Origin of the sequence: Halodesulfovibrio spirochaetisodalis (genome assembly GCF_001672295.1) — a bacterium.
In the GTDB taxonomy this organism is placed as follows: domain Bacteria; phylum Desulfobacterota; class Desulfovibrionia; order Desulfovibrionales; family Desulfovibrionaceae; genus Halodesulfovibrio; species Halodesulfovibrio spirochaetisodalis.
Genome location: NZ_JXMS01000040.1, coordinates 11,771 through 35,537, shown reverse-complemented (window position 1 = coordinate 35,537; position 23,767 = coordinate 11,771). Strand labels below are relative to the sequence as shown.

At 45.7% G+C, this 23,767-nt stretch carries 26 protein-coding genes; 8 read left to right on the top strand and 18 right to left on the bottom strand.

The window, feature by feature from the left end:
• The first annotated feature begins 103 nt into the window (after positions 1–103).
• Both tpx and SP90_RS16055 read left to right on the top strand, forming a co-directional pair.
• The gene (gene tpx, locus SP90_RS16060; protein WP_066858740.1) at positions 104–619 is read left to right on the top strand and encodes a thiol peroxidase; all 516 of its coding nucleotides are present in this window, start codon (positions 104–106) and stop codon (positions 617–619) included.
• 306 nt (positions 620–925) lie between these two features.
• Entirely contained in the window at positions 926–1,378 is a 453-nt protein-coding gene (locus tag SP90_RS16055; protein WP_066858738.1) for a hypothetical protein, read from the top strand.
• Between the two features lie 159 nt (positions 1,379–1,537).
• On the opposite strand, the gene SP90_RS16050 is transcribed toward SP90_RS16055, so the two are convergent.
• On the bottom strand, positions 1,538–1,774 hold the full coding sequence (locus SP90_RS16050; RefSeq protein WP_066858736.1) for a hypothetical protein: 237 nt from the start codon (positions 1,772–1,774) through the stop codon (positions 1,538–1,540).
• Positions 1,775–1,866: 92 nt separating this feature from the next.
• Here SP90_RS16050 and SP90_RS16045 point away from each other — a divergent pair, with 92 nt between their 5' ends.
• A complete protein-coding gene (locus tag SP90_RS16045; RefSeq protein ID WP_066858734.1) occupies positions 1,867–3,999 on the top strand; it encodes a Tex family protein in 2,133 nt (710 codons plus the stop codon).
• Between the two features lie 202 nt (positions 4,000–4,201).
• Here SP90_RS16045 and SP90_RS16040 read toward each other — a convergent pair whose 3' ends face one another.
• From SP90_RS16040 to creA, 11 genes are all read right to left on the bottom strand, one after another.
• Positions 4,202–5,854 (bottom strand): AMP-binding protein, encoded by a 1,653-nt coding sequence (locus SP90_RS16040; RefSeq protein ID WP_066858733.1) that lies wholly within the window; start codon positions 5,852–5,854, stop codon positions 4,202–4,204.
• Positions 5,855–6,007: 153 nt separating this feature from the next.
• Complete coding sequence (locus SP90_RS16035; RefSeq protein ID WP_066858731.1) at positions 6,008–6,565, bottom strand: helix-turn-helix domain-containing protein; 558 nt, start codon at positions 6,563–6,565, stop codon at positions 6,008–6,010.
• A gap of 240 nt (positions 6,566–6,805) precedes the next feature.
• Positions 6,806–8,236 (bottom strand): chromosomal replication initiator protein DnaA, encoded by a 1,431-nt coding sequence (gene dnaA, locus SP90_RS16030; protein WP_066858729.1) that lies wholly within the window; start codon positions 8,234–8,236, stop codon positions 6,806–6,808.
• A 508-nt stretch (positions 8,237–8,744) separates the two neighbouring features.
• Positions 8,745–9,467 (bottom strand): FAD-dependent thymidylate synthase, encoded by a 723-nt coding sequence (thyX, locus tag SP90_RS16025; protein WP_066858728.1) that lies wholly within the window; start codon positions 9,465–9,467, stop codon positions 8,745–8,747.
• Between the two features lie 33 nt (positions 9,468–9,500).
• A complete protein-coding gene (ruvB, locus tag SP90_RS16020) occupies positions 9,501–10,469 on the bottom strand; it encodes a Holliday junction branch migration DNA helicase RuvB (protein WP_066858726.1) in 969 nt (322 codons plus the stop codon).
• Positions 10,470–10,471: 2 nt separating this feature from the next.
• Positions 10,472–11,074, bottom strand: coding sequence for a Holliday junction branch migration protein RuvA (gene ruvA, locus SP90_RS16015; RefSeq protein ID WP_066858724.1), 603 nt, complete (start codon positions 11,072–11,074; stop codon positions 10,472–10,474).
• A gap of 507 nt (positions 11,075–11,581) precedes the next feature.
• Positions 11,582–12,028, bottom strand: a complete 447-nt coding sequence (gene ruvC, locus SP90_RS16010; RefSeq protein ID WP_066858743.1) for a crossover junction endodeoxyribonuclease RuvC — start codon at positions 12,026–12,028, stop codon at positions 11,582–11,584.
• A gap of 370 nt (positions 12,029–12,398) precedes the next feature.
• Positions 12,399–13,148: a YebC/PmpR family DNA-binding transcriptional regulator gene (locus SP90_RS16005; RefSeq protein WP_066858722.1), complete on the bottom strand. Its 750-nt coding sequence runs from the start codon at positions 13,146–13,148 to the stop codon at positions 12,399–12,401.
• A gap of 115 nt (positions 13,149–13,263) precedes the next feature.
• A complete protein-coding gene (locus tag SP90_RS16000; RefSeq protein WP_066858742.1) occupies positions 13,264–13,875 on the bottom strand; it encodes an RlmE family RNA methyltransferase in 612 nt (203 codons plus the stop codon).
• A gap of 211 nt (positions 13,876–14,086) precedes the next feature.
• Complete coding sequence (locus SP90_RS15995; protein ID WP_066858721.1) at positions 14,087–14,626, bottom strand: 3'-5' exonuclease; 540 nt, start codon at positions 14,624–14,626, stop codon at positions 14,087–14,089.
• A gap of 1 nt (position 14,627) precedes the next feature.
• Entirely contained in the window at positions 14,628–15,104 is a 477-nt protein-coding gene (gene creA, locus SP90_RS15990; protein WP_066858719.1) for a protein CreA, read from the bottom strand.
• Positions 15,105–15,323: 219 nt separating this feature from the next.
• On the opposite strand from creA, the gene SP90_RS15985 reads away from it, so the two are divergent.
• On the top strand, positions 15,324–15,812 hold the full coding sequence (locus tag SP90_RS15985; protein ID WP_066858717.1) for a universal stress protein: 489 nt from the start codon (positions 15,324–15,326) through the stop codon (positions 15,810–15,812).
• A 26-nt stretch (positions 15,813–15,838) separates the two neighbouring features.
• A complete protein-coding gene (locus SP90_RS15980) occupies positions 15,839–16,372 on the top strand; it encodes a universal stress protein (RefSeq protein WP_066858715.1) in 534 nt (177 codons plus the stop codon).
• Positions 16,373–16,544: 172 nt separating this feature from the next.
• On the opposite strand, the gene SP90_RS15975 is transcribed toward SP90_RS15980, so the two are convergent.
• The 5 genes from SP90_RS15975 to SP90_RS15955 all read right to left on the bottom strand — a co-directional run bounded on the left by SP90_RS15975 (position 16,545) and on the right by SP90_RS15955 (position 20,309).
• Positions 16,545–16,883 (bottom strand): tRNA-binding protein, encoded by a 339-nt coding sequence (locus SP90_RS15975; RefSeq protein ID WP_066858713.1) that lies wholly within the window; start codon positions 16,881–16,883, stop codon positions 16,545–16,547.
• Complete coding sequence (locus SP90_RS15970) at positions 16,883–17,749, bottom strand: DMT family transporter (RefSeq protein WP_066858711.1); 867 nt, start codon at positions 17,747–17,749, stop codon at positions 16,883–16,885. The genes SP90_RS15975 and SP90_RS15970 overlap by 1 nt, the downstream gene beginning before the upstream one ends.
• 82 nt (positions 17,750–17,831) lie before the next feature.
• Positions 17,832–18,638, bottom strand: coding sequence for a helix-turn-helix domain-containing protein (locus tag SP90_RS15965; protein ID WP_066858708.1), 807 nt, complete (start codon positions 18,636–18,638; stop codon positions 17,832–17,834).
• A 216-nt stretch (positions 18,639–18,854) separates the two neighbouring features.
• Entirely contained in the window at positions 18,855–19,874 is a 1,020-nt protein-coding gene (locus SP90_RS15960) for a type I glyceraldehyde-3-phosphate dehydrogenase (RefSeq protein WP_066858706.1), read from the bottom strand.
• A gap of 63 nt (positions 19,875–19,937) precedes the next feature.
• Complete coding sequence (locus SP90_RS15955) at positions 19,938–20,309, bottom strand: hypothetical protein (RefSeq protein WP_066858705.1); 372 nt, start codon at positions 20,307–20,309, stop codon at positions 19,938–19,940.
• A 663-nt stretch (positions 20,310–20,972) separates the two neighbouring features.
• Here SP90_RS15955 and SP90_RS15950 point away from each other — a divergent pair.
• Entirely contained in the window at positions 20,973–21,872 is a 900-nt protein-coding gene (locus tag SP90_RS15950; protein WP_066858703.1) for a LysR family transcriptional regulator, read from the top strand.
• 73 nt (positions 21,873–21,945) lie between these two features.
• Positions 21,946–22,317 carry a hypothetical protein gene (locus tag SP90_RS15945; protein ID WP_066858701.1) on the top strand — a complete coding sequence of 124 codons (372 nt, stop codon included), beginning with the start codon at positions 21,946–21,948 and terminating at the stop codon, positions 22,315–22,317.
• A 124-nt stretch (positions 22,318–22,441) separates the two neighbouring features.
• Here SP90_RS15945 and SP90_RS15940 read toward each other — a convergent pair whose 3' ends face one another.
• Positions 22,442–22,945, bottom strand: coding sequence for a universal stress protein (locus tag SP90_RS15940; RefSeq protein WP_066858699.1), 504 nt, complete (start codon positions 22,943–22,945; stop codon positions 22,442–22,444).
• A 172-nt stretch (positions 22,946–23,117) separates the two neighbouring features.
• On the opposite strand from SP90_RS15940, the gene SP90_RS15935 reads away from it, so the two are divergent.
• Complete coding sequence (locus tag SP90_RS15935) at positions 23,118–23,756, top strand: nitroreductase family protein (protein WP_066858697.1); 639 nt, start codon at positions 23,118–23,120, stop codon at positions 23,754–23,756.
• Positions 23,757–23,767: the final 11 nt, after the last annotated feature.

The window sequence follows — 23,767 nt, the reverse complement described above, 5'->3', positions numbered from 1 at the left end:
TCCCAATTATATCTTTTTTGTGTAGAAGAAACTCAACAAGCAAAAAGACTGCCCGCACATCCAACAGGGCTACAATATAAACTTTACTGTCAGGAGATATCTCATGATTGAACGTTCCGGTATCATCACTTTTCAAGGCAACGGACTCACCCTCGAAGGCTCTCCGGTAGAAACCGGCGATACAGCCCCTGACTTTTCCGTACTGACAACCACCTTGGAACCTCGCACTCTTAGCGATTATAAAGGAAAAGTAATTCTTCTGGTAACTGTTCCTTCTCTTGATACCCCGGTATGCGACGTAGAAGCTCGTCGTTTCAATCAGGAAGCAGCAGACCTTCACGAAGACATCGAAGTGCTTACTGTTTCCGCAGACCTTCCTTTTGCACAGGCACGCTGGTGCGGTGCTGCAGGTATCAACGCTGTAGAAGTTCTCTCCGATCACAAAGATCTTTCTCTAGGACATGCATACGGTGTTGTTATTAAAGAACTCCGCTTACTTGCACGTTCTGTTTTTGTTATCGACCGCGGTCTTAACGTTGTCTACTCACAGATCGTTCCTGAAGTAACAGAAGAACCAGATTACGAAGCTGCAATCAAGGCTGCCGAAAGCGCCTTGTAAAGCATACATCCTCTTTGGAAAAGCCCAAGGCCCCTGTTCGATTGTTTTCGGACAGGGGCTAAGCTGTGTATACGGTTGCACATCCATTTTTTATTGCAATTTTATCCCCTGCTTCTTACTACCCTGAATTACTGAAAGTACAATATTTGCCATATAAAAAGCATACCATGTAACCCTTTTCTTCTTCATACAGCTTGCTTCTTTTTTCTGTCTGCCTATTGCCCCGACAGTCACATTCCGGTACTCTGCACCTGCATTTTTTGGAAATGCCTTTATGTTTTTTCGCCAGCAACAAAGGGATTTAACATGGATATTCTTGCAATACGTGAACACTTGATTGCATCAGTTATGACCCGTATTGACAATTCCCTGAGCAGCCGCTCCGAGGCGCTTAGAGAATTCATGGATGTAACTCTTCCTAATATTGAAAAAGATGCTTCCGCTGAGATATCTCAGCACATACCTACACTACCGCCGGAAGTGTATAAAAAATGGGCAGAAATGTTTGCAGATCGCATGTTGCAGACAGTAAAGACTGATCAACTTGCAGATATGTGCGACAACACAGAAGAAAGCAATGCAACAATCGCCCTTGTATACCTCATGTTTATGGAATCTGAGCGCATGGAAAAGCAAATCGCTCAAGATTTAGCAGCATTGGGTGTGCAGGAAAGCTCCTCAGATGAAGTGGGCAACTTTTTAGGGGATTATCTTCGAACCGCGTTGGGAGCGCGTGGAGAAGAACTTACTGAACAGTAACAGGCACTGAACAGAGAATTCAATTTTTGCAGCAAGGCTAACTACGCTGCACTTCATTACAAAAAAGACCAAATTCCATATGAGGAATTTGGTCTTTTCTTTTACAATAAGTACAGTGCCTATTATCCAGTTACGTAATTTCGCTCTTGTCTTATCAGACTACTTCAGTTCTACTCGAACCCCGTCCGGCTCAGAAATAAGCGTTACATGCTGTTCGCTTGCATTCAGGTCATGAGCCATTCCCTGAAACAATGAAGCTCTGGACGTCCATTCATCATTAATAAAGATGTCATGCGCTCCGCCGTTTGATTCAAACCGAACCTGCGTGCCATCCTCCAGAGTAAGTAACTCGGTTTCTCGCAACACCATTGGCAGGTCTTTATGCGTAAACGTCATATTTTCCTCCTTTCCCACATGGGCAATGCGGTGTTACATTGAATGTACTGTTTACCTACCATAGCATATGAAAAAAGAGAGCATTAGTTATAATGACAGACTCACAAAAAATTATAGCCAAGGAACTTAATCTGGCTGAAAAAAACGTTGCTGCCGTTCTCGACCTGCTTGCTGAAGGCGCAACTGTTCCCTTCATTGCTCGTTACAGAAAAGAAGCAACTGGTTCACTGGATGAAGTTGCTATCACAGATATTCGTGATAAATTTGAAGCATTAAATGCACTTAATAAGCGAAGAGAAGCCATTGTTTCTGCTCTGACAGAACGAGAGCAGCTGACAGACGAACTGTCCCAAGCCTTACAAAATGCTGCGACTCTCTCCGAACTCGAAGACATTTATCTGCCATACAAGCCAAAACGCAGAACAAAAGCACAGGTGGCACGAGAGCGCGGTCTGGAACCTCTCGCAAATCTGATTTTTGAACAAGATTCCTGCAAACTCGAATCGCTCGCTGCGACATATGTTTCTGAAGAAAATGATGTTCCAGACATGCAAGCTGCCCTTCAAGGGGCTCGGGACATCATTGCCGAGCGCATCAGCGAAGACACACAAACACGAACAGTCTTTCGAAAAATATTTGCAGTAAAAGGTGTTTGTTCCTCAAAACTCGCCCGCGGAAAAAAAGAAGAGGAAGCCGCCACCTTCAAGGACTATCTGAACTGGGAAGAACCAATTGTAAAAGCTCCGGGGCATCGCCTGCTTGCCATGTTCCGCGGCGAACAGGAAGGTCTGCTCAGCTTATCCATCAGACCGGATGAAGGCATGGCACTGAATGCGCTACGTAATCATTTTGTTGCAAGCAAAAATGATTGCGGCAAGCAGGTGCTGCTGGCATGCGAAGACGCCTACAAACGACTCCTTGCCCCTTCTCTGGAAAATGATATTCGCAATGAATTAAAAACACGGGCAGATATTGAAGCTATTTCTGTCTTTGCTGCGAACCTGCGTGAACTGCTTCTTGCTGCGCCTCTCGGTCAGAAACGAGTACTAGCGCTTGATCCAGGGTACAGAACCGGAGCAAAACTTGTGTGCCTCTCCGAACACGGAGACTTACTGCACAATGAAACCATCTTCCCCACCTCTGGTGCTGCTAAAGAAGCTCAGGCTGGAGAACGTGTGCAGGCACTTGTTAAAAAATTTGCCATAGAAACTATTGCGATTGGTAACGGTACAGCATCACGTGAGACAGAGACATTTGTCCGCAATCTCAACATGCCGAATGTTACCGTCAACATGGTAAACGAGTCCGGTGCATCAGTTTATTCAGCTTCTGCCGTTGCCAGAGAGGAATTTCCTGACCAAGACATCACTGTTCGCGGTGCCGTCTCCATCGGACGCAGGCTCATGGATCCTCTTGCAGAGCTGGTCAAAATTGATCCTAAGTCCATCGGGGTCGGCCAGTATCAACATGATGTGAATCAGGTCGAGCTAAAAAAAGCACTGGACGATGTGGTTGCCTCGTGTGTGAACAGCGTGGGGGTAGAATTAAACACAGCAAGTAAAGAATTGCTCACGCATGTTTCAGGTCTAGGGCCTGTACTCGCACAAAATATTATTACGTATCGTGCAGAAAACGGTGCCTTTGCATCACGAAAAGAACTTCTCAAGGTACCACGACTTGGCCCAAAAGCGTTCCAGCAATGTGCGGGTTTCTTACGCATTCATGACGCAACAAACCCGTTAGACGCGTCCGCTGTGCATCCAGAATCGTACAAAGTAGTAGAGCAAATCGCGAAAGACCTTGCATCAAGCCTTCCAGATTTAATTGGAAAAACAGACCTGTCATCAAAAGTTTCTCTGCCAAAATACGTTACAGAAACTGTAGGCTTACCAACACTCAACGATATTATGAATGAGCTAGCACGACCGGGACGTGACCCGCGCGAGCAATTTACTGAGTTTTCTTTTGCCGATGTCCATGCAATTTCTGACTTATATGAAGGTATGACACTCCCCGGAATCGTCACCAATGTAACCAAGTTTGGAGCGTTTGTAGATGTGGGCGTGCATCAGGACGGACTCGTGCACATCTCTCAACTGGCAGATCGCTACGTAAGTGATCCGTCAGAAGTAGTGCGTGTTCAGCAGAAAGTTCACGTAAAAGTGCTGGAAGTTGATGTGCAACGAAAGCGTATTTCATTAAGCATGAAAGACGCAGCTAACTAGCGTTATTGATTCCGGTAGATTGTAATTTATGAGGCATAGTCCTCATACTAACACTTCCCGTTCTTCGGGATGATCGGCACTACATGCTTACCTAAAACTGTTCCCAGTAATACCAGTGCGTGCTGAAGGCTCGTATTCATTTCATAAAAAAAGCTCCCTGAATACTTTTCAGGGAGCTTTTTCAATTCAATAGATCTAAGACTTACTCAGGCTTAGCATCTTGTTCACGAATTTCAACACGGCGAATCTTACCGGAAATCGTCTTCGGCAATTCCTTCACATAGTTGATAATACGCGGGTACTTATATGGTGCTGTAACCTTTTTCACGTGATCCTGCAGCTCTTTAGTCAACTGCTCTGATTCAGAATAATCTGGAGCAAGGACGATTGTTGCCTTAACCAACTGTCCGCGCAGTTCATCCGGCACGCCGGTAACTGCAGCTTCAACAACAGCAGGGTGTGCAACAAGTGCAGATTCAACTTCAAAAGGCCCAATACGGTAGCCTGAAGATTTAATAAGGTCATCCACACGACCAAGGAACCAGAAATACCCGTCTTCATCCATCCACGCTTTATCGCCAGTGTGATAATAGCCGTCAAACATAACAGACGCAGTCTTTTCAGGGTCCTCAAGGTAACCTGAGAACAATCCAACAGGAGCACCTTCAGAAGTTTTTACGCAGATTTCACCTTCCTGACCCGGGTCACAGATGTTGCCTTCAGCATCCATCAGTACAACATCCCAGCCCGGCGCAGGTCTTCCGATGGAACCCGGCTTTGCTTCCATGCAAGGGAGGGTCAGGATCTGCAGAGTGGTTTCTGTCTGTCCATACCCTTCATAAATAGGTAATCCTGTCATTTCCTTCCACTCATGGAACACACTGTCATTCAGCAACTCGCCTGCGGTTGTGCAATGGCGGAGAGCTGAAAGATCATACTTAGTAAGATCCTGACGAATAAGGAAACGATATACAGTCGGCGGAGCGCAGAAAGTAGTAATTTTGTGCTGCGACAACTGCTCAAGCAGTTCTGCCGGCTCAAATTTACCACGGAAATCCCACACGAACACAGCAGCGCCAGCCATCCATTGTCCGTAGAATTTTCCCCATACAGCTTTGCCCCAACCGGTATCAGCCAAGGTAAGATGAAGATCACCCGGCTCCAGATCGTGCCAGTACGCACCTGTCACATAATGCCCTAAAGGATATGTATGGAGGTGCTCAACCATTTTCGGCATTCCGGTTGTTCCGGATGAAAAGAAAATGAGCAATGGATCATCGCCACCAGCATTACGCTCAGGTTCCTGAGGGCGCGGAAATACTGAGGCACCGGATTCAATCAATTCATTATATGCATTCCAGCCATCGGCAACTGAGTCGCCACCAACCTGCACAAGGCACGTTAACGACGGGCAGTTTGCACGTGCAGCTTCAACCCTGTCCGCTACGGAATCTTCCACAATCATCCCGCGAATATTCGCGCGGCGGACACGGAAATCAATATCTTTTACAGTCAACTGTGAGGGAGACGGAACCGGAACGAGTCCAAGCCTGTGGCAAGCAAGCATGGATACCCAGAACTCAGCACGGCGATACAGAATAAGCATTACTCTGTCGCCCTTTTTGAGCCCTTGTTTCTCTAATGCACCAGCAAGTTTTGCGGACTGTTCCTGAAACCATGCAAAGGAGTAGTCATTACGAACTCCTGCATCATCAACATGCACCATGGCAAGACGCTGCGGGTCCTCTTCCGCAATGGAATCCAACACATCATATGCAAAGTTAAAATTCTCAGGAACACGTAAGGTAAACTCGTGCACAAACTCTTCGTAGCTGGTACTGGAAAACTTTTTCATCACTCTATCCTCATCCCTCTTCGGGACACCTTTCACCGCACTAAGCGGTATTAACATCATAGCTTTTGACAACATCCCCTGTGTCATGTCCCTCTCCGGCGTGCATTCGCACTAGCGGGGTTGCAGCAGTTCAATCACTGCACCGGAAAGGAACTAGCTAATCACGTCAAGAAAGGTGGCCGATTCGCCGTCTAATCCGCGTAATGCATGCGGAATGCGAGAATCAAAGTAAATTGAATCGCCCGCTTCAAGCTTATGTCGTTTTTGATCAAGCCAAACTTCCAACTTGCCTTCAAGCAGGTAAATAAACTCCTGCCCGTTGTGCTCATTCCAAGTAAGCTCGTTTAAATCTTTTGCAGGAACAGTTACAAGAAACGGTTCCATCATCTTATTTGTAAACCGCGCAGCAAGGTTGAAATAGTCATAGTCAACACGACGCTCTACGCTAAGCCCTTCACCTTTGCGTACAAGCGTATAGTCATGCAGGTGCCCTTCCTGCCCTGTAATAAGGGAAGAAAGATCCACACCACAGACAGTTGCTACGTCTTTAAGATAGCTAACAGGAATCTCTGTTTCGCCCTCTTCGTACAATGCAACGGTTTCAGGCTTTACACCGATTTTTTCGGCAAGCTGATCAACCGTCATGTCAACTGCTTCACGAAGCCCGACCAAGCGGGGAGCAATTTCTGTATATGCTTTATTTCCGTGCATATTTTCCTCCTAACTGACAATGCAATAGCAGCACTGAGCAGTAGCTATTACATTTTTGTAAAAAAGCAAAGCTTTTCTTCCTCAACCACTTACCAGTGTTCGGACAGCAACGTACATTTGCCAATGGGGATGTAAAGCAAGTTGCTTTCGCTGTACGGGTACTGACAAACAAAAAAGGCGCGTGCCGCATCGAGCGGTACGCGCCTTTCCACTAACAAGACTAACGACCCCCGACTATTCTCAGGGGGCGGAAATTCGTCCATTTTTTTCGATCATCTTCACAGTATTAGACACCTGACGACCTGTAGGTGTACTACGGCTCATTTCCCGTTCTAAATTCGTAATGCCTTTAAGCACTGTTGAATGACGACGGTTAAATTGCAAACCAATCTGCTTTAAAGACAGATCAGTATGCTTTCTTGCCAAGTAGAAGATGGTATTGCGCGCTGTTACCAGTTCACGCTTACGGCTGCGTGAATTAAGTTGATCAAAAGAAAGATCAAAGCAGCTACAGACACAACGAACAATGGAATCCATGTTCATGACAACTTCACGTGATGCGTAATGACCAATCACGTCCCATGCCATGTCCATAGAAATCTGTTCATTTAAAATACGTGCTTTCAATATCAGGTTGTGCAAGCAGCTTTCAATCTGACGTACATCTGAATGAATGTTTTCTGCAAGCAAATCAGTCACGTTTTCCGGCAAATCTACCTGATAAAGACGTGCTTTCTTGCATAAAATATCACGGCGTGTTTCAAAATCCGGCTTATCAATAACCGCAAGAAATCCTGAACAGAATCGGGAAACAAGCTGGTTATCCACGTCTTTTAAATCACGCGGGGCAAAAGAACTGGACAGCACCACGCGGGAACCACGGGACTGCAAAGATTTAATGGTTGCAAGCACTTCGTCCTGCATGCGTTCTTTACCCTGAAGAAAATGAACATCTTCGAGCAACAGCAAATCAACATCACGGTAGCGTGCTTTAAAACGGTCAGTGTCGCGATGTTTTAATGAAGTTACAAGACCTGTCGCAAACTCTTCTGCTGTAAGGTATTCAACTTTCGGATTAACACGGTTGCTGTGTTTACAGAGCTGACCGCCGACAGCCTGCATGAGGTGGGTTTTACCCAATCCCGGTGCAGAGCTTAAAAAGAGAGTGCTACAGGAAAGAGAATCACGTGTGATTCCCTGTGAGGCGGCAAAAGCAAGATCATTGCTCGGCCCTACAACAAAGCTGTCAAAATCAAACCGCCAGTCCAGCGCCTTAGATACTAAGGTTCGCTCAACTGGAAGCTGCTGCTGAACAACACGCTTGGCATCAGTACTAATGGTTACAGGGGCAGACGCAGTCTGAGGCTCAGACACAAGCCCAGACTTAGGTGCAGCAGACTGCAACACTTGCACCTTTGGTCTTGCTACAGCTTTTGCAGCTCCTGCAACGACAGTAATAGCAGGACGCTCACCCATGACAGACGTTGCAGCTTCTGCAATATCGTTCACCAGACGCTCACGCACCCATGATGCCACGAAATCATTAGAAGCAGTCAGTCGAATGGTAGTACCATCGACTTCAGCCTGCAGTGGTGAAATCCATACTTTGAATATGCCGGGATTAAGGCTTTCTTGTAGAATTTCTCGGATTTGACCCCAAATATCAATCATGGGGATTTTCCTACGTTCTTTCATGCTTTTCCGCAATTCGAGTTAAACCAGTGATAGCCTTTAGTCTCTACACAGGCAGCATCATCCGGACAAGTTCAACAATATCTCGTTTTATCTACCTTTTTTGGCAAAACACACTTTCATGACGAATTCTTCAACTCGCGTACAACCTGTGTTAGCGCGGTAGACTTTATAGATTCCACAGTTTTGTGGAAAAGTTTTCCACAGGAAGAACTACCAAAAACTGAGGAATTCGCCTTTTAAAGCTAATATTCGAAAAAGGCAATCATCTGACGCACTTTTTATTCTAGCTTTTTTGTAAAAAAGTATGTGAGAGCATCACTCTAATAGAGTACGCACGATTGACACAAACGAGGAATACTATTTATTTACAGCGCGTTATCGAAAAATCTAAGTAATATAACTTTCTTTTTTTCTGTACGCTGAAGCAAAATCTAACGAACCGCATACCAAAATAAGGCAATTATACGCGGTGAGAGCTGATTAGTTATGGGAGCGGATAACGCCCGCAAGTGAATTTCTCCCCTTCAGGGCAGTACTTCAATTTTTCACAGCGGGCACCTGCATCTTCAAAGACACAAGGCAGAGCAGTGCGGCAAATTTTAAGCATCTGATTTGCCATATCTCTGATTTCCCACTGCGCACGGGTGCAGCACCGATGCTCAAAAAAGTTGAGGAGGCTGCGACAGTTCATTGTCACAACAATCTTGGATTCAGTTGCCTGAGGAAGCACAAAACGGGCATCTTCTTTTGCCTTCTCGCCACGCCCGTTCTCTTCAAGAATCTGTTTCAATTCCTGATATGCATCACCCACCTCATCAAGAAATTTCTCGAAGCGTGCTTTTGCTTCAGGAATTTTGGCAAAGGCAGGCGGCAGGATGTAATCAAAATTACTTCCATCAACATAACGCTGGCTCTGCTGAGAGAAAGAGGCAATACGATGACGCACAAGCTGGTGTGTCAGCGCACGGGAGACACCTTCAATTGCAAAGGTAAAGGAAACATGTTCAATCGGACTTGCATGACCGGATTCCATTACTTTTTTAATAAAGGCGGCTTGTTTTTCTTCGGAAATATCCCCGTCTACAAGCTTTGTATGCATGTCGCCTACAAAGCCGGCATGGTAGCACTGTCTGAATGCTGCATAAATAACTGCCATCGGATTTGGAGTTGAGGCAACAAGTTCTACCCTGCATGTTTTCTGAGGCATATTTCCTCCACGGCTATGAGTTACGGCATATTGTTATGCCAGAAAATTCAAATGACGATACGCCTTTGCTGTGGCAACGCGTCCTCTGTGGGTACGCTTAATAAAACCGCACTGGATAAGATACGGTTCATAAATATCTTCAATAGTCTTCACGTCTTCTGAACAGGCAACGGCCAAAGTCTTGGCACCAACCGGCCCGCCGCCATAATGTTCAATCAGGACACTCAGCAGCTTTCTGTCCATCTGATCAAGCCCGCTTTCATCAACATCCATCATTTTCAGGGCGCTGCTTGCCAGTTCCGCATCTACGGTTACACCACCCTTTACGGTTGCAAAGTCACGAACACGACGCAGCAGTCGGTTGGCAATACGAGGAGTACCACGCGAACGACGGCCTATTTCAAGTGCTCCATCCGGTGCTATATCAACGCCTAGAATACGTGCTGTGCGGGTAACAATTGTAGAGAGTTCCTGCGGAGTATAAAACTCCAGCCGGCAGATCACGCCAAAGCGATCACGTAGCGGTGAAGACAATAATCCGATGCGGGTTGTGGCTCCTACCAGAGTGAAGGGTTCCAAGTCAATCTTTACTGTCCTTGCCCCCGGCCCCTGTCCGATAACAAGATCAAGCTTGAAATCTTCCATTGCCGGATACAGAACTTCTTCAACACTGATAGGCATTCGGTGAATTTCATCTACAAAAAGGATGTCGTTGCGCCCAAGATTAGTCAAAATGGCGGCAAGATCACCGCTTCGCTCAAGCACAGGCCCTGATGTAGATACGATATTAACCCCGAGTTCTTCTGCCATAATCTGAGACAGCGTTGTTTTACCAAGTCCCGGATTACCGTAGAACATCGTGTGATCCATAGCCTGACCACGGGCTTTTGCAGCCTGAATGTAAATTTTTAAATTTTGGCGCAGCTCTTCCTGACCAATAAAGTCGTCCAAAGAGGACGGACGGACAGACTCGTCCATGCAGATATTCTGATCAGTATCCATGCCTATCCTTTTGCAAGAGCTTTAAGCGCACTGCGCAGAGCACTGCCTACATCGAGATCCGGCTCATTCTTCAAAATAGTTTTCAGTAATGGCGCGGCTTCATCTTCGCTGTACCCAAGATTCGCAAGCCCATCCAGAGCATCACGGAATACGCTGGTTGCAGGAGCATCACCTTTACCGGACACAACGGGCATTTCATCAACCTTAAGCTTGTACTTCAGCTCAAGGAAAATGTGCTGAGCACCCTTTTTTCCGATTCCGGAAACCTGCGTCAACGCGTTAATATCTTCTTCAAAAACAATACGGCGCAAGTCGTCCGGACGATACACAGATAAAATACCAAGTGCAGTCTTGCCGCCAACTTTTGAAATCGAAATCAGCGTCGTGTACATCTGACGCTCATCCCATGATTCAAAACCGTACAGTTCCAACGCGTCTTCACGCACAACAGTGTACGCAAAAACCGCAATGTCACCGCCTTTAGCAGGAACACGGTTCATTGTATGAGCCGGTAAACGGACTTCGTACCCTACACCGCCTTCAGTGACGATAATAACACTCTGCTCCGTGGTCTCAGCAATTTTGCCTTCAAGATATGCAATCATATTGTCTGCTTCAAAATTTTATCTATAAATTTAACCGGAAGCATCTTGCGTCAGCAACGACGCAAAAGACTCCAAGATTATCTACGTGCTTTTACCCAAGACTCTTCAATAAATAAAGATGCTTTTACATTTGAATAAGCCATTTCACCTTGTGTGACATGTACAATCTATTTCAAGTAATTGTCCCTGACGGCGCTTGCCCGCAGCTTTTTTGCCTCCGGCGGACTAAGAACCTTGTGTCACTGTCCTCATCCGTAATCTTTCATTCTTCAAGGACGGCTGAGGCTCTGTAGAAAGGTTCTTAGGAATCTCCAAAGACTTTTACTCGCGAGATACATCCGTTGCTTATGGCTTCACGCAGCTTATCCCCACTACCTATTGCGATACACAGCTAGCAATTATCGCAAGCAGGTAAGGCACAGCACACCACCAAAAACAATAAAAAAGAATTAGGATTCAATACCATAAGAAGAGTGTAAAGGCACGGTGAGAATATCTAGCCAGCCTCTATAAATATTTAGCATATCGGCTGGTATTGAGATGACAGACCGCCGCAGCAAGCGCATCGGACGTATCAAGTGCCCACTTCGGCTGCTTAACCCCAAGAATCTGTGCGACCATGAATGCAACTTGTTCTTTGGCAGCGCGACCACCGCCTACGATTGTCTGTTTAATCTTGGTCGGCTCATAGCTAAAAACGTCGACATCATGCGCAGCACAAGCTGCAAGAGCAACTCCGCGCGCTTGACCAAGCTTTAAGGCAGATGCTGGGTTCTTTGCCGTAAAAACGTTCTCTACCGCCGCAACAGTCGGTTTATGCAGTCGTACGATCGCATCCAGCTCTTTAAAAATAGTCCCCATTCGACGTGCAAAATCCTTATCTGAAGCACGAATGGCACCGCAGTCTACCAACTTGGCTACACCGGAAATCTCTTCTACTACCCCCCACCCCATCACACGGGAGCCGGGATCAATGCCGAGTACTCTTGTCACAGTCAAAACTTACTCCACTGTTCATATAGTGCTGATTCTAAATGTTCAGTATGAAGCCTCAACACTTTTTCGTCTACTGATGAAACAGTACAACGACAATTTAGAACACACCAATAAAAAAGGAGAGAGTAACCTCCCTCCTTTTTATAGTTCGTCTTTCTGCGACAGCCTGATGTAAAGCCGTAACTGCACTTCGCAGTCGCAAGCTCTTTCGTATATCGCAGTCGAGAGGGCGTCCCTCTCGCGGGGATGCAAGGGGCTGGCCCCTTACCCGCCGGAGGCACAAGTACTCCGGCATCGCAAGTCACTACAACCTGCGTATCAGCGTCACTTACTCAGCGTTAAGTTCAGCCATTACATCGTCAGACACGTCCATGTTGGTGAACACATTCTGTACGTCATCGTTTTCTTCGAGAAGATCGATGAGACGAAGCATTTTCTTAGCACCTTCAGCATCAAGCTCAATGGTGTTCTGAGGAATTTTTGCCATTTCAGCAGATTCAATTGCAATGCCAGCTTCTTCAAAAGCAGTACGTACTGCTTCAAGGTCAGTCGGCTCACAACGGATATCCCAGTTTTCATCTTCTTCGATGATATCTTCAGCGCCAGCTTCAAGACCGAGATCCATTACTTGCTCTTCAGAAACAGCATCTTTTTTGATGACGATCTGGCCTTTGTTATCGAACATCCATGCAACGGAACCAGCTTCACCCATGTTACCGTTACCTTTGTTCAAGGTGTGACGCATTTCAGCTACGATACGGTTTTTGTTGTCGGAAGCAACTTCAATAAGAATTGCTACGCCACCAGGACCGTATCCTTCGTAAGTAATTTCATGGATATCGCCACCAGCGAGTTCGCCGGTACCTTTTTTAATCGCATTTTCGATTTTATCTTTAGGCAGGTTTACTGCTTTAGCAGCAGCAATAGCAGAGCGCAGGCGCGGGTTGTTAGCTATGTCACCACTAACTTTAGCAGCAATGATGATCTCTTTAGCAGCACGTGTAAACTGCTTGGAACGAACTGCGTCCTGACGACCTTTACGGTGCTTAATGTTAGCCCATTTACTATGTCCAGCCATGATTCCTCCTTACATAGTTGCAGCAGACAGCACTGCAACTGGAACAATAAAAATACAAACACCCTCAACCATTCGGGGTGCTAAAAATCAAAGGGAGTCGACTACAGCATTCCGGCTAGTATTCGTATTCGAATTTCTTCCCGTTAAAGCCGAGGCCGACATAAAAAATTTCTTTACTCTCATCCCGTGAACTTTTCGGCTTAAACGATTTCACGGTCTTAAAGTACTTACGCATTGAGGTAGCGTATGCCTGCACATCCGGCCCCATAAATATTTTTACAATAAAACTACCACCCGGCTTCAAGCAGTAGCAGGCTACATTAAGTGCTTCGTAGCAAAGCTCGGCAGAACGAGCCTGATCTGTAAATTTATGACCGGTAGTTTTCGGCGCCATATCACTGATCACCACATCAAACGGCATAATTTCCGCAAGTACGTCTTCAAATTCCTGAGAACGCTCAAACACGTCTTCCTGCATGAAGCGCACATTCGGTGGGAACACCGTTTCAGTTGTCTGAATATCAGCACCGATAACAAGCCCGTTTTCACCGACTTTTTCAGCAGCACCAAGCGACCATGACCCTGGAGCAGCGCCAAGGTCGAGCACCTTCATGCCTTTTGAAAAGATAGCGAAACGCTTATCAATCTCTTTTAACTTATATACTGACCGTGCAGGGTAGTTATCTTGTTTCGCCCGCAGGAAGTAATGATCACGATATTTTTTCATAGTAAAACCTGTGCAGTTGTACAGTAAAGCGCAGCAGACGCCAAGCGGCGCAACCTCGTACTCAAAAATGCAGCATGCTGACATAATAGCATATCAGCGTGCAAACAGCACGATATGGTTGCTGCGCACCGTCAGGCAAAAACAGATTGTTCTTGCGACGAAGAATCCGCAATGGGTGTAAAGGGAAAGTGAGATTTCTGCAAGTTTCTCGCTACAGCATATTCGGTGCTGCAAACTGAGGCTGTAACCGCAACCCTTCTATAGCAATGCGGGCGCAAGCTTCAGCATCAGAGCCCGCATGGTGGTGCTGCAATTGAATACCCAGATGACTGGATACCGTATTCAGCTTATGGTTCACCAAGTCTGGCCATACCTGCCGTGCAAGTTTGACGGTACACAAGAAACGTTCACTGACTGTCGGCATTCCGGCTGCAGCCAAGCACGCAGAAAGAACAGAGCGGTCGAAAGATGCGTTATGCGCTGCCACAAAATCAACCCCCTCAAACAGAGGAGAAAATTCCGGCCATACTTCGGCAAAGACAGGCTCGTTCTCAACATCTTTCCAGCGAATATTATGCACGCGCACACAAAATGGGCTGAAGTTGCTGCGCGGAGGCTGCACAAGCCGGTACAGGCTGTCTACAACGTTCCCATTTTCCACACGAACAACCGCCACAGCACAGGCACTGTCACGTTTTGCATCGGCGGTTTCAAAGTCAATCGCTGCAAATGTTCCTTTATATTCAGACATACTACTTGCCCCAAGGAAGAACAGGTACCGTGGAAATGGAGTTTTTAGGCGAACCTTCTACCACACGGTCACTATAGGAGAGATACACAAGCACATTTCGTTTAGGGTCATAGAAACGCACAACCTGCATTGTTTTAAAAAGCAGGGAAGTACGCTTCTTGAATACTGCTTCACCATCTTCTTTACCGGACTTTACTCGTTCCGGAATGTTGATTGGCCCGATCTGCACGCAGTCCACAGAAGCATCAGATGTATCTTCTGCAAGTCCTAATGACCCGCTTACCCCACCTTTTTTGGCACGGCTCAGGTAACAGGTAACACCGTCAATGTCCGGATCATCAAATGCTTCAATAACAATTTTATCATTAGCCCCGATCATCTTAAAAACAGTGCTCACAGAACCAATTGTTTCTGCTGCTGCTACAGATGCCATACCAAGCACAAGTGCTGTACTCAGTACCAAAGTACCCAGTCTCATACGCTCTCCTATCCAGAATGAATTCAAGTGAGCGATTCAACCGTAAAACAGGTAATTTTGCAAGCATTGCCCGTTTTCTGTCGATTGTTGCGACCGTATCATTGGAGTTTCTGATCGTTGATGTACACTGTAACAAATCCCTCAACCAATCCAAATGCCCGTAGTACGGGCACCGGAATAGAATATAGTTGTTAACAACCAACCACCAAGGAGACACATATGCTACCGGAAATAAATAAAATTCTTCTTGCAACGGATCTTTCCGAGGATGCTGGAGTTGCTTTGCGCTATGCAATTAGCTTAGCTGAAAAGTATGAAGCAGAGTTAACCCTTCTTCATGTACTTCCCGACATGAAAGAACAGGTTTACTTGAACTCTGGATTTGATTTTGCTGCAGTCTATGACGACAAGACCTTAAAAAACTTACTGGAAGCAGGTACAGACAAGGCTAAAGGAACCATTACAGAGCTTATGCATAAGCAATGTGAAGAATTGATGGAAGGCAGAGCAGCCTGTGCAAATATTCCTGTGAAACCTATTATTTCCAGCGGTAATGCAGTAAAACAAATTACAGAACACGCAAAAGCTTGCGACGTCGTTGTAATGGGAACCAAAGGGCACAGTAAAATTGGCGGCATCCTAGTAGGTAGCGTTGCACAGGGTGTTATTGCCAAAAGCACTGCTCCGGTTCTTATTGTTCGCTCATAGTAACCCTCAGACTACCGGAGATAGCTATGTTGCCTCACATTCAGAAAATTCTGTATGCTACTGATCTGTCTGAACCTGCGAAACATGCTCTGGGGTACGCTTTATCTGTTGCTAAACAGTATCAGGCAGACCTCATGCTACTTCACGTTATTCCTGACTGGGCAAAAAATGTAACGCTTGCTTCAGGTCTCGACTTCGCCACTATTTACGACGAAAACACATGGCTTAAAATCAAAGATGACGTTCTCAGAACCAGCATGAAGCACGCACGAGAACGCATTGCTTCTACCTACAAAACCTATAAGTACGAATTGGAAGAATCCGGCATTGCCACAAGTGTGCATGTGCTGACAGGACACCCTGTGAATACCATTTTGCAATTTGCAAAAGAGGCTGACCTCGTCATCATGGGCACTTACGGACACTCCAAGCTGGGCAGTCTGTTTGCAGGCAGTGTTGCACAGGGAGTTATTTCACGGTCACATACACCGGTAATGGTCATCCCTCTTCAAAAAGACGGCACAGCCCCCCCCGCTGTAAAAAACAATCTGCGAGATTGATACAATCAGTGTAGAACAAAGCATAAGAAAAAACTCAAAAGTGAAGCATCCGTAGCCCGATGTGATCTTTTGAGTTCTTTCGAAGCAGCGGGGTGAGGTGCTTATCTCTCATCAATAAAAACAGGATACTGTGTAAAAACAGCATCCTGTTTTTTATTGCTTCACAGACTGGCTAGCAGAGTTTTGCCCCCAATGGCACATCTCTGTCCACACCGCATAAGACAATTGCTCCAGCATCATCGGCAAATCCTGTCACGAGACACTCAGACATAATTGGCCCGATCTGCTTTTTAGGAAAATTAACCACAGCCACGATGCGCCGTCCCACAAGTTCTTCGGGAGTGTAGTGAACGGTAATCTGCGCACTGGACTTTCTCAGTCCAATCTCTTCCCCAAAATCTATTTGCATAATGTAGGCAGGCTTGCGTGCCTCTTTGAATACTTCAGCAGAAAGAATTTTGCCCACGCGCAGCTCTACTTTTTCAAACTCATTCCACGTAATTGTTTCCATTATGAACACTCCTCTTTTTGCTCCAGTGCAAACCGTCCGGCAATGGAAGCGGCAATAATGACCACCATTCCGAAAATAACCTGCTCAGATACGGTCTCTCCATTCACAATTGCTACCATCAGCACTGCAAGCGGCGGCGTCAGGTAACTCAAAAATCCGATCACAACCATGTTGCCTCCCCTTACCGCCTGAGACCACAGAAAGAACGATAATCCAAGGGGGACACAACCCAAGTACATTGCCGCCAATATATTCTGTGCTGATGGTACTGGGTGAGCCGGACTGACCAGATACATCAGCACGGACAGCAAAGCAGCATAAACAGTAAACGCCGTCATTGGATTCGCTTTCATGTTGCTTTTCGATAAGCCGACAGAAAAGCTTGCCCATATTAGCCCGCATAGAAGAGAAAGCATGTATCCCTGCATGTACTGCATGCTAATGACTAAATCTTTACCAGCTGCAATCACCATTGCAGCTCCTGTCAATCCTGCCAGTGCCGTCAGTACAATACTCAATTTGATCCTTCGAAACAGCAGCAACGCAGAGAATACAACGATCCAAAATGACCATGTAGTTGTTAATATTGCAGCTTCGGCCAACGGGGTCTTGTTTAATGCGGTATAGTATACATAATGGTACCCGAATATTCCCCATATCCCCAATAAGGACACTTTGCAGTCAGGAAAATATATTCGAAACGAGCGCGTACATACAACATCTTGCGCGTACAAATATATTGCAGCACAGCAAAAGCTGATGACCATCAGCAATGGCACGCTCATTCCGGTCAAACTGGAACCAGTTGCAGCAGGGAGACTTGCCCAGCATAAAATGGCTCCCAGTGCATACAGATAGTGTTTCATAAAAAAATCCTCTTGGCTTTGTCTAACGACAGTAAGCCAAGAGGATTACATGGTCTTGAATAAAACTGACATGGATCTGCAGCTAACTCAGTAAGCGCTGCTTGCGATACGCACCGGGAGTAAGGCCGTACCGTTTTTTAAATTGCCGGGTAAGGTGACTTTGGTCAGAAAGCCCTGCTTGCGTCGCAGCAGAAGACAAGGACTCTCCAGAGTCAATTAATGTGCGGGCTCTTTCCAACCGCAACTGCGTAAGGTACGCATAAGGCGTCATCCCTTTTTGCAGACGAAACAGACGAATAAGATGATAGCTGGTACACCCTAGCATGTCTGCCAACTGCTCCAACTGAATCGGAGCAGCCATTCCAGCATGAAAATACTCAATAGCAGCTGCAACACGCCTATCCCCGAAATCGCGAACCGGCTTCAGCTTGCGCCCTCCGCACTCGTTAAAGAATGCAGCAAAAATTGTCACCACAAGCTCGTCGGTACAAAACGTATCCTGTGCGCCCAACAGCGCCTCATGCAACAGGGTTAAGTTTTGCCATAAACTCGTGTGTGACACCACTCGATTACCTAATGGAGCTATGTAGTCAGTTTCATATATCTGACGATACTGATCCTGAAGAAACGCCTCTGTACAATAGAAACTGCGCAGATGACTGTTCCCTTTATCACAGGAACGATTTGCATGAGGCACCCCCGGCTCAATCAAACTCACAGAACCGGTAGGCAGCACATCACGAGTTCGATTTACCGTATATTGCTCGCCAGTCTCAGAGTTCAGCCACAAGACATATGCATCGTGCAGATGCTCACGAAATTCATGTCCTCCGGCACAGGAGAGTATCTCCAGTCCGGCATATCTTGATGGTGGATACAGTATGTTCATACCCTATCCTACCTAGTTACGGATTCAAAAGGCAAGCGAAGCTGTCTGCCATGAAAATTTCGGGTAAATCAATACGTCAGGCTACACATAATAAAAAAGTCAGACACACACACAGGAACCCTATGCTCAGCATCTGACTTTTTATTACATATATTGCGCAGCATTAAATCAATACCGGCAATTGATGTTCAGTAACAGCTAATGTGGTTACGTACATTAGACTGCGGGCGACATTTCACCTTTTGTCTCGCGTTCATCTTCAATCATGCCAGCAACACGCTCTGCCAGTCGTAGCAACTGATTGGAGAAACCGGCCTCATTATCGTACCATGCAACAAGCCTGAGCATAGTGCCGTCCTGAACCGCGGTTAACTGGCTGTCCACAACAGACCCAAACGTTGAACCGTTGAAATCGCATGAAACAAGTGGCTCATCTGTATAGCCCAAAGATTCGTCAGCTGCTTCACGCAGGACGGTATTTACGTCTTCTGCCGTGGTATTCTTTTCCAGCTCCAAGGCACAATCAATCATGGCTACACTCAGTGTAGGTACGCGGTATGCCAGTCCCTGCAACTTTCCTTTCATGTCAGGAATCACTTCCGCCACAGTTGTGGCTGTCCCTACAGGAGTTGGAAGCAAGTTCATGTGACACGCACGGGCGCGACGAAGATCAGGGTAGTCATCATCCAGCAGCTTCTGACGTTGCGTAACCGGATGAATGGTTGTCATGTATCCGCATTTTACACCAAAGTGTTTATGAATATGGTGCAGCGGAAGTGCAAGACAGTTTGTCGTACAAGACGCGTTTGAAATAATATGGTGATCCGAACACAACTCATGTTCGTTCACTCCCATAACAATGGTTACATCTGCTTCTGGCGCTGGACAGGCAACAAGAACCTTTTTTGCACCGGAAGCCATATGTTGCTGACAATGCTCGCGGGCTGCAAAACAGCCTGCTGCTTCAATCACGATATCACAGTCACTCCAATCCCACTCTGTATGGTGTTTTTGGGTAACCGATACAAAGGAACCGTCCAACATAAAGCCGCCTTCGACAGCTTTTGCGTCCAGAAAGCGACCATGAACAGAATCGTATCGTAACAGATGCGTCGCATCTTCAGGGGACATGAGGTCATTAACAGTTACAAGACGCAATGTCTCATGTCCGGAGAGTAAGCGGGTCAGATACCGACCAATGCGGCCGAATCCATTAATCCCAATAGTTACAGACATCTCTCCCCCAGCTGAAAAACACAACATGCCGGACGAATGGGAGCCGTCCGACCGTGGAAGGAGTTACGCTTCCCAAATTTCAATGCTTTCATCAGAGATTTCTAAATCCTCAATGAAAGCACTTGCGAAGCCTTCCTCACCTTCCGGAACAATGACGACAAACTGAGTATCGTGACCATCTGCAAAATCTGCAAACGCTTTAAAGCGCTGGGAAGTTTCCGGAAGAGCAAAAAAATCTTTGGTAACAACATCAAAGATAAACTTAATATTCTTACGATTTGTTGCCTGCAGTTCCGGCATAAACCCGTTAACTTCTTCCGGCTCATCAAAACCTTCGAACCCGTAGGTGCGAACATCCTGATATCCAGAATCCAGCAAGGCTTCCAGTGCGGTTTCTACCAGCTCATCACGCAGTTGTAACACGTCATCATGCATGTTTTTCTATGACCTTATAATATATAGTAAAAGATATTCTCCCGTTGCTTTCCACACAGGTAGAACGGGCCTCATAATTTCAGCATACACTCGTACTGCATAGCTAATCCCAACTGCCTGGTCAGTCAAGGCGAATACTCTCGATGATACAGGATTTTCAGAACACATTCATATCAAAACATAAGAGTCTATTTTCTACTTTCACACTCTACTTAAAAGCGACAGAAGCAAGTTTCTATCTACCTGATACAGCTAAGTATAAGGCATCTTCAGTTGCTGCCTGTTATATTTTGCATCATTGCTGCTCATCAACTCCATAAGTTTTTTTTGATTGCACTATGAAAAAATAGGCGTACAGTGGTGTTCGCAACACGTTTGTCTTCCAAAAAGTTTATTCAATACCTGCTCGTTGTGTTGAATGGTCATAAAAGGCAAACGTCGGTAGCAAAATTTTACGTGTAATCCCTCTGCAGTATCAGTACCGCAGGGGGATTATTAATTCTTTTTTCGCAAACTACAGCCTTTTCTCGTATCAAGCGGTAATTTCCCGCAATGAGCGCCGACTACACAGTTAGTACGTGCTCGTTATATATGGAGTAATTTGCAGACTATTTTGACTATCATACCAATTCCCCGTAGTCTTGGAACTGGTATGGAGGATTCATGAACTTTCGACAGCTAGAACTTTTTCTTTCTCTTGCAAAGACGCCAAACATTTCTGTTGTGGCGAAGGAGCACTTTCTTACTCAGTCTGCCGTTTCAGTCGCTATCAAGGGGCTTGAGCAGGAACTTGGCGTACAGCTTTTTGATCGCCTTAACCGCAGACTCAGCCTGAACTCAAACGGGCGTCTGCTCCTGCAGAACCTCGAACCGGTTATGGAGAACTTCCATAACGTGCTCCACTCTTTTGAAGGCGATCTGCTTACCGGCATTTTGAAAGTCGGGGCCTCTTCAACCATTGCCGACTATATCCTTCCACAAATTCTTTTCGAGGTCTCAGATTCCTATAAACAGGTCACCATTGAAACTGTTTTTTCCAACCCTCAGGTTATTATTACTAAAGTAGAAAACGGTGAAATTGATCTGGGACTGGTTGAAAAAGAAATTCCCAACAAGCTGCTCATTTATACCCGCTTGTGTGAAGACGACCTTATTATTGTTTCCACAGATGAAAAGCTGGCTAAAAACGGCCCCTACGATATTGAAGAGCTGCTTGATAAAAAATGGATCATCCGCGAACCGGGAGCAGGTGTCCGTGATGCGCTTGAAGAGTATATGGGGCCATTGATGAGTAAACTCAATGTCGTTCTTGAACTTGATCACACTGAGTCCATCAAACGCGTTCTGCACAACCCGAACGCTATTTCGTGTATGTCTCCGTTTGCAATCCAAAGCGAACTGGACAGCGGGGAAGTCTACCCTATTGAAATTAAAGGGCCTCCAATCAGTAGATATTTCTACTCAGTGACGCACAAAGTAAAATACAGAACACGCCTGCTTGATAAATTTGAAAAAGCTGTGACGTCATATCTTGATACTGACAAACTGCTTTACAGGAACTAACCGCAGCGCTTGCCAACCATACCATTCGCACGTAGTGTTTTCGGCTACATGATTCTTCAAAGAGGTTAGCGCAATGTCATGGAATGAACTGGTACATTTGGTGGGACAAGACTGGATGCTTTTCGGCCTTGCTTTCATCTTATTATTTATGTTTTTACGCCGCACCCTGCGTGTAGGCGGATTTTTAGGATTCACCGGAGTAATTACCACATGTATTCTACTCGCCATGCTTACATGGATGCAGTGGAACAGATATCAAGTAGGAAACTCCATCGTTCATATTATTATTACGGACGATCCAAGTTACAGAATCCTTACTCCAGATCAGGAACCTATGTTCCGCCCGGCTGTTGTGACCGTTGACAACGTCAGATACGTCACTGATGCCGACAATGAAAAATCAAAAAAGTATCTCCCGTGGCGCGTAATCGCCATGCCTAAATAGATACCGCTTCCTGTAGGATACCTGTCTACTATAGCAGGTACACTCCAAGTCAAAAAAAGTCAGGTGCAACGCAACGTAACTACGTTGCTGCTGCACCTGACTTTTTAGTATTTTTTTCCAGTCGCTATCTGCATAGCATCCAGATAACGCAATTGCGTGCACCTTGCAGAATTTGCTGTGATACACTGCCGAACAAATACGCATCACTTCTTGTCACACCGCGGCGTCCAATCACCAGCGTATTGTACTTTCCTTTTTTTTGCTCATCCAGAATAGCTTTGGCTATCAGCTTCTTCCGTTCAGAATCTTCCAGTGGTTCATCACGTTCATCAAGAACAATAAATTTGTTTTTCACACAGCCGGGATCAAGCTCGGATTGCTTTAACTCAGCAACCACTTTTTCATGCATGGCCAACTGTTCCTTATGCACCTTAGCACATTCAGTTTTCCACACTCCTGTGCTCGAAAAGAGAGAACAAGCAGGAAGCTGTTCTACAGTAAGCACCAGAATTGTATATCGTTCGTCACACTTGTCGGCAACCAGCTCCATTAATTCCCGACAGTACCGTAACGCCTCTTGAGCACTTTTACTGGCATCATATGCCACAAGAATTCTCAGTTCTTTCACTGTACATCTCCTTTCCGCTGCACAGCAATATCTGCTGTTTAGTCCAGAAAAGTGTACCGTTCTCGTAATATTATTTCACATGATAACTATTCTATTATACTATTCCTCTACCTCTCTTACACTGTAGTACGTGCACATGCCTCTACGTATTACACATGAACAGGAGTATGTTATGGAAAAAGCATTCAAACAGATTCTGCAAAACCGAAGAGCGATCAATTTTTTTGATCAGGAACGGGATGTACCAGAAGCGTTACTTCGTGAGATAGTCGAAGAGGCAACCCACTCGCCTTCCAGCTTTAATCTTCAGCCATGGAATATTATGGTATTGCGTGAGCAGGAAGAAAAGATGCGTTTGCGTAAGCTTGCCATGAATCAGCCAAAAGTCAGTGAATCACCTGTAACTCTTATTCTTTTGGCAGACACACGAGCCTGGCATAAGGACAATGATTCATTGAATATTGTCCTTAACCATAAACTAGATGATGGCGAATTAACTGAAGATAAAAAAGACTGGTTTTTCGGAGTCTGCGAACGACTGTACGGAAAAAGCCGTGATTCACAACTTGCATTTGCTGTTAAAAACACGGCGTTTTTCGCCATGTCTCTTATGTACTCAGCCACTTCTCGGGGATTACAAACACACCCTATGGACGGGTTTGACCATGACGGCGTGAAAAAGGAATTCAACATTCCAGATCAATATTGGGTTCCGCTACTCATGTCAGTTGGCTACCATGCAAAAAATGCAGAAATCCTTCCTGTAAAACAAAGAAAATCCTACGACGAACTTGTTGTTTCCTTCCCATAAAAAATCGGGGT